A 7,034-nucleotide genomic window follows, 5' to 3' on the forward strand; every position below is an offset into this window, starting at 1 on the left:
AGTTCCGCGAAAACTCTGCTAATTTCGTATGTTGGTATGCAAACGCAAGAGGTGGCTGTCGCACCTTCTTTAAGAGTCATCTTAAAGTCCGACAGTGAAATTCTTGATGAAGTAACAGTCATAGCTTATGGTACTGCAAAGAAGAACTCACTAACAGGTTCTGTTGCTACTATCAAATCCAGTGATATGGAAAAGCTTCCAGTTACTTCATTTGAGAAAGCATTACAAGGATTGTCGCCTGGACTGCAGATCGCAAGTGTCTCCGGTCAACCGGGTTCGTCTACACAGGTACGTATTCGTGGTATCGGGTCTATGTCTGCCTCAAGTACCCCACTTTATGTTATAGATGGAGTTGCTATTGAAGCTGCAAACTTAAGTGAAGTTGCAAATACCAGTAAATATGGAACAAGTGCAAATCCACTTTCAAACTTAAATCCGAATGATATTGAGTCTATTACCATCTTAAAAGATGCTTCTGCTGCTTCTTTGTACGGATCACGTGCGGCCAATGGTGTTATTCTGATCACAACGAAGCAGGGTAAAAAAGGACAAGCCAAGGTTAGTTTTAAAGCTCAAATGTCATCTTCCAAACTCCCTTCTGGTGGTTATGATTTGATGAATGCCTCCGAACATTATGCTCTGTATTATGGAGGCTTCTATAATAATAATATTGCTAAAGGCATGTCCTCAGAAGAAGCTTCCGCTGCAGCCAACAAATCCACACAAAGCATGTATGGGCGAAATCCATATAATGTTGCTAACCCTCTGGATGCTTCTGGCGACTTGACATCTGGTGCTCAATTGATGATTGATACCGATTGGTTGGATGAAGTCTTCAGAACCGGGATGTCACAAGAATACGATATCAGTGTAAATGGAGGAAACGAGAAATCAAAATACTTCATTTCTATGGGATATATGAATCAAGAGGGTATTGTGATTGGTTCGGATTTTGAACGATATTCAGGTCGTACAAATGTCTCAACGGAAATTAAACCTTGGTTCAGTATGGGTATCAATTCCACTTTCTCTTTGGCAAAACAAAACACTCCTGTAGGTGGAGGTGGCGGTGCTAGTCCTTTGACTAATGGTATTTTCCTACCCAATGCTGTTCCTGTATATGATTTGGATGAAAATTTCCAAATGCAATATGATGAAAATGGCAAACCTCTTTATAACTTCAAGAATCCCATATTTCAGGATATGAATGTTATATCATTTGCACAAACTGACAAATATGCAACTAACACATACCGTGTTTTGGTAAATCCCTACGTGGATTTCAACTTTTATGGAGTTCATTGGAAAACAAGTCTTTCATATGATTATATCAATTTGGATGAAACGCAATGGTATAATGCGGAACATGGTAATGGTAAAGCTGCACAAGGACGCTTGTACAAATATGCCATTTGGAACAACACTTTTGGATTGACCAGTACATTAAATTATAATTTCAACATAAAGGAAGACCATCACTTCTCGGTATTGGCTGGTTATGAAATCTATAATAAAGAGTACAAGCGCACTTATGCACAAGGAACAAAATTTCCGATTGGTGGTTTGACAGAGCTGAATGTAGCTGCTACTCCGCAAGAAGTAGGTTCTGTAACAGATAAAGAGCGCATGCTTTCTTATTTTGGTCGATTAAATTATGATTATCAGAATAAATATTTTGCCTCATTCAGTATCCGCTCCGATGGTTCTTCACGTTTTGCACCGGGACATCGTTATGGTACATTTTGGAGTGTCGGATTAAATTGGCGTATCAGCGAAGAAAACTTCATGAAAGATATTACTTGGCTCGATGACTTGAAACTGCGTGCCAGCTATGGTACTTCAGGTAACAAAACATCTGATTACTTATATGGTTATCAAGCCTTCTATGAAGGTGGAGCCAATTATAACGGAGAGTCTGGCTTCAGACATTCTCAATTAGCAAATCCTGATTTGTCATGGGAAAAATCCAAAAACTTCAATGTGGGGTTAGATTTTGCAGTACTTAACAGTCGCCTACATGGATCCATTGACTATTATATCAAAAACTCTGATGAACTGTTATTGGAAAAACCTTTAGCCGGTTCTACGGGGTTGGACATAATTATGTCTAATTTGGGTGGTATGCGCAACTCTGGTATAGAAGTAGATTTGCATTCCCTGAATATTCAAGCCGGAGACTTTAATTGGGGAACCGACTTCAATATCTCTTTTAACAAGAATGAAATCACTTCTTATCCCGAAGAACAGGAAGTTGTTGGTACAAAAGTTCGTACGGTAGGCTACAGCCTTTATGAATTTTACATGCAAGAATGGGCCGGAGTAGATAAAGAAACCGGTGCTCCACTTTGGTATAAAGACGTAAAAGATGATAAAGGTAATCCGACAGGTGAAAGAACTACCACTTCAACTTACTCTACTGCAGACAAATACAAACTTGGTTCTGCACTTCCCAATGTATTTGGAGGTTTGAATAATACATTTACATTTAAAGGATTAGACCTTTCATTCCTCTTTACTTATAGTTTTGGAGGAAAGATATATGATGCGTACGAAGCCAATTTGCTGAATGATGGTAACAACAACGGTTATCAAGCCATCAAAGATCAAGCGAATTATTGGACAAAAGAGAATCCAAACGCTCCGAATCCTGCATTCTTGCCCAATAACACTTCAAGTTCTCATTCTACATCAAGCCGCTATTTGCACGATGCAGATTTCATTAAATTTAAAAATATCAACTTAGGTTATACTCTACCAAAAAAATGGACACAGAAGATACAGTTGGAGACAGTACGTTTCTTTGGAAGTCTGGAGAATATCTGTGTATGGAACTTGGATGGTAGTTTCAAAGGTTACGATGTGGAATTGGGAGGTGTAACCGGAGTATTGGACGGTGCAGGTACGGTTCCATTGCCTCGTACAATCTTATTTGGTATAAATGTTGGTTTCTAATTTAAAATTGAGATTACGATGAATAGAATAAAGCAAACTATAATAGCACTTGCAATAGGTCTTAGCTTGGCAAATTGCGGTGATGATTTTTTGGATACTACTTCTTCGGACCAAATGTCCGATTCTAACACCTTTACTACGATAGACGGTGCGCAGCAAGTGTTGACCGGTGCTTATGACTGGTTGACCAATGGCTGGTTGGCTCATATGACCAACCAATATATTTTCTTCTTGCCTGACATTATGGGAGATGACGCATTGGTGACACCTGACCCCAACTACAATTATGGACGTTTTGTGTCTCCTTATCAATATACAGTTTCTCCAGGAAGTACCTATACTGATGACCCGTGGAAGGGATGTTACAGTATCATAGATAATACGAATGCCATTTTGGATAATATCGGAAACCTGGCAGAAAGTGCAGAGCGTAACAGAATTGAAGGTGAAGCGCTATCTCTAAGAGCTTATACTTATCATTTCTTAGTAAGAATGTATGCCAAACCTGTAAACAAGTACCCGGATAATCCGAGCATAATTTTACGTATTTCTTCTGGAACAGAAGACCTTCCTCGTGCTACAGTAAAAGATGTTTATAATCAGCTTGTCGTTGACATGGAAAAAGCATGTGGATTGTTGGACCAACATTCTTCTTCATCCAAGGCATATATCGGTGCGAATGCTGCTCATGGAATTCTTGCACGTTTGTATTTGGATTTAGGTGATGAAACAAATGGTATCAAACATGCCAATGCTGCATTGAAAGGTGTTAATTTGATGAATACGGCAGTTTACACAGCTGATTTCTGTGAAGTTAACTCAGAAACACTTTGGGCTTTCGAATGTCCAACTGATGATAATCAATTCTATCTTTCATTACCCTCTTTCTGGTATTTGTGTGGAGATGATTATGAAGATGCTGTTATTGGTTATAGCTCATTACGAGTTTCAAAGGCTTTGATTAATCTAATGGAAGATAAAGATATACGCAAAACTCAGTTCCCGAAAGATTCTGAAATAAACGATTATATCAGTGAAACAGGATACTTGACAACAAAGATTCATAGTCGTAATAATGAAATGGGACAAGGCTCTTTCAATATGCTGCGTGGTTCTGAGATGTATCTTATTATTGCTGAATTAGCTGCTGACAAACAGCATTATGATGTGGCTAAAGAAGCATTAAATGTTGTTCGGATAGCTCGTGGATTGGATAAATATAGTGGAACGGATGCCGGTTTAGCAGATGAGATACAACAAGAAAGAAGGCGTGAATTATTTGCAGAGGGACATCGCCTATTCGACATGAAACGTAGAGGTTTAGCATTGACAAGAACTGGAGTTGACGGACACGATTTGTGGACCAGTCAATTAGACCTTCCTGCTGGTTCTGATAGATTTGAATTACCTATTCCGCAAGCAGAGATTGATGCTAATGGAGAACTGACAAATAATGATCAGAATCCTGCTTATAAATAAGTCTGTAAGAAGGAGTATATCTGATTTCTGAACTTTCAAAACATCTCTATTTGATAGGGTGTTTTCTAAATAAAGTGTTTTAAAAGCCGTTCACTGTGAAGTAAGCGGCTTTTGTTATTCTATCTTTTCCACTTTATTTCTGCAACAATCATTTCCAAATAGGACGTATAGAAATCTGCTGCCGGGGATTAACGGTTATTTCTTCCTCGTCTTCCAAAGTAATAATTATGCCTTTAGATAATTGATAGTTGTCGTACCAAGTAAGTATCTTCCACAAATCCTATATATGATTTTATCGTGTCCGGACTTTTAACATCGACAGCCTTAGTTACAGAATTGTACGCAAAGCGATGAGTAGCGTTACTTGCCAAATAATACATCATCTCTCCAAGCTGCCTTTCATTGCTTATCTTGTTTCGCACCACTACATCCTTATAAATGATGTCGGTATAGAGTGAAAGCAAGTAGTTATCATTATCTGACTGAATGTATTGAGGAAAGTTTCCTATTCCTAGGTATTTTTGTATTTCACTAAGGAGTAGCACCTTGCCTTCTGCAGCATAAAATGTATCTTGTTTTATTGCTACTTGCTCTAGTTTCAGGAATTCATGGAAAGAAAAAGGATAAAGTTCCATAGTGACATATCTGCCAGTAAGAAAAGTGCCCAACTCTTTACTAAGTAGATTGGCATTACTGCCGGCAACAAACACCTTGCTCGTTTCTCTGCTCATAAATAACTTAGCGTAATAGACTTTTATCCACACAATCTTCCTCTCTTTATATATATTGCTAATATACAAAAAAATATGATATAAATAGAGAAACTTTCGATTGCCAATAGAAAGTTTTGTAACAAAGGAACCTATTTTTTATATGGAATTGCAAATTAAATTATGAACAGCATCTGAATGAAACAGATTACAACGATGAGTTAAACCTTGGAAGGGAATAATTCCACCGGAGTTGTTTGGAAAATAAAGTGTTTTTGATAGAGGTTGTCAAAATGTGAACTGCACAACCTCATTTTTTATTCTAGACTCTCGCAACAACAATCAACTTTTAAAAAACAATAACTATCAATTATCCATAATCTTATAAAAATATTGTATGTTTGCAATTAGATAAATGCATGAATATGGATTCTAAAAAACAACTCTACATCATTAGTGGTTGTAATGGTGCTGGTAAGACTACGGCATCTTATACTGTGTTGCCGGATGTTCTGGAATGCAAGGAGTTTGTCAATGCGGATGAAATAGCTCGTGGATTATCTCCTTTTAATCCCGAAAGTATGGCCATTGAAGCCGGACGGTTGATGTTGCAAAGAATCAATGAATTGCTGAAAAATCAACAAAACTTTTCTATAGAAACCACACTTGCCACAAGATCTTACACTCGCCTTGTCCATCGTGCACAAGAACAAGGATATAAAGTCAATTTAATATATTTCTGGCTGAGTTCGCCCGACTTGGCTATTCAGCGTGTAGCCCAACGTGTACGTAATGGTGGACACGACATTCCCAAAGAGGTTGTGCTCCGGCGTTATCAAGCAGGTATTGATAACTTTTTCAATATTTATATGCCTTGTGTGGACTATTGGCTATTGGCAGATAATAGCGAAACACCCCGTATAATTGTTGCTGAAGGTGGACGAGGAATGAAAATGCATATACATCACATTGAACGATTTAATAAAATACAAAGTTATGTCAGAGAATGAACGAAAAGAACTAAGCGAAAAGTTACATTTCGGTTTGGCATTAGCCGAACGTCGTATGCTTGAAGAAAAAGCATTGCGCAATGAATGCATTATACAAGGCTTGCCCAATGGAGAGATTAAAAGTGTACCGGCACGTATCATACTGCGTAAACTTTATGGAGAGGAGCTGAAACGATAGAAATATCCTCTCTTCAATAAACAGCAAACCTGAATTGTCTGCATGACACGAGAGTCAGCGCGGATTACAAAGTACATTCTTTATTCCCCTGAATTATAATAAAAAATATATCCACTCAGTCTTCGTTATTCTATGTAGACTATATTCTCTTACAAGAAAATCTCCTCATTACGTTTTTGACATGCTCCAAACAGTAGTTTTTCATAGCTATAGAATTCTTTACTCCAATTACTTTGTATTTGGAATAATCTCCATTTATAAGATAGAGACAATTACATGGTGTTCTATGCATAAAATGGATAAATAGGTAGGATAGTGTTTATGTAACCATTATAAATTCAATAGTATTTTACATAAGGGTTTACATTCTCATAGATGGAATAAACAACACGAGTAAATAATTGACAAAAAGCAACTAAATGATAGATATTGACAAAGCCCTTCTAGTTTTTGAGAAAAAAGATCCTGACGTTATGATTATAGCACATCAGTACAGAATTAAACACCTTCAAATCAGGATATTACCATTACAAATAGTATCATATAAGTAGATTGTCATTTACAGTGGATATGTATAGAGTATCTTCTCTAGAGGAATACTTTATTTCAGGAGCTCTTTTTATTTATTTTATATTGCTTATTATCAACAATATAGACATAATGTAGTTCCGCGAAAACTCTGGTGATTTCGTTTGTTGGTATGCA

5 protein-coding genes are annotated in these 7,034 nt (G+C 37.3%); 4 read left to right on the top strand and 1 reads right to left on the bottom strand.

Features of this window, described 5'->3' with window-relative positions; all coding sequences use genetic code 11:
- The first annotated feature begins 15 nt into the window (after positions 1–15).
- Positions 16–2,952 (top strand): TonB-dependent receptor, encoded by a 2,937-nt coding sequence (locus tag DW096_RS11950; protein ID WP_074668627.1) that lies wholly within the window; start codon positions 16–18, stop codon positions 2,950–2,952.
- Positions 2,953–2,970: 18 nt separating this feature from the next.
- Entirely contained in the window at positions 2,971–4,431 is a 1,461-nt protein-coding gene (locus DW096_RS11955; RefSeq protein ID WP_005824584.1) for a RagB/SusD family nutrient uptake outer membrane protein, read from the top strand.
- Between the two features lie 233 nt (positions 4,432–4,664).
- On the opposite strand, the gene DW096_RS11960 is transcribed toward DW096_RS11955, so the two are convergent.
- A complete protein-coding gene (locus DW096_RS11960; RefSeq protein WP_229031933.1) occupies positions 4,665–5,162 on the bottom strand; it encodes an AAA family ATPase in 498 nt (165 codons plus the stop codon).
- A gap of 404 nt (positions 5,163–5,566) precedes the next feature.
- Here DW096_RS11960 and DW096_RS11965 point away from each other — a divergent pair, with 404 nt between their 5' ends.
- The gene (locus DW096_RS11965; protein ID WP_005824335.1) at positions 5,567–6,151 is read left to right on the top strand and encodes a zeta toxin family protein; all 585 of its coding nucleotides are present in this window, start codon (positions 5,567–5,569) and stop codon (positions 6,149–6,151) included.
- The gene (locus tag DW096_RS11970) at positions 6,138–6,329 is read left to right on the top strand and encodes a hypothetical protein (RefSeq protein WP_005824336.1); all 192 of its coding nucleotides are present in this window, start codon (positions 6,138–6,140) and stop codon (positions 6,327–6,329) included. Before DW096_RS11965 ends, DW096_RS11970 begins: the two co-directional genes overlap by 14 nt.
- Positions 6,330–7,034 lie beyond the last annotated feature (705 nt).

The sequence above is a fragment of the Bacteroides sp. AM07-18 genome (assembly GCF_003602695.1).
GTDB lineage: Bacteria > Bacteroidota > Bacteroidia > Bacteroidales > Bacteroidaceae > Bacteroides > Bacteroides uniformis.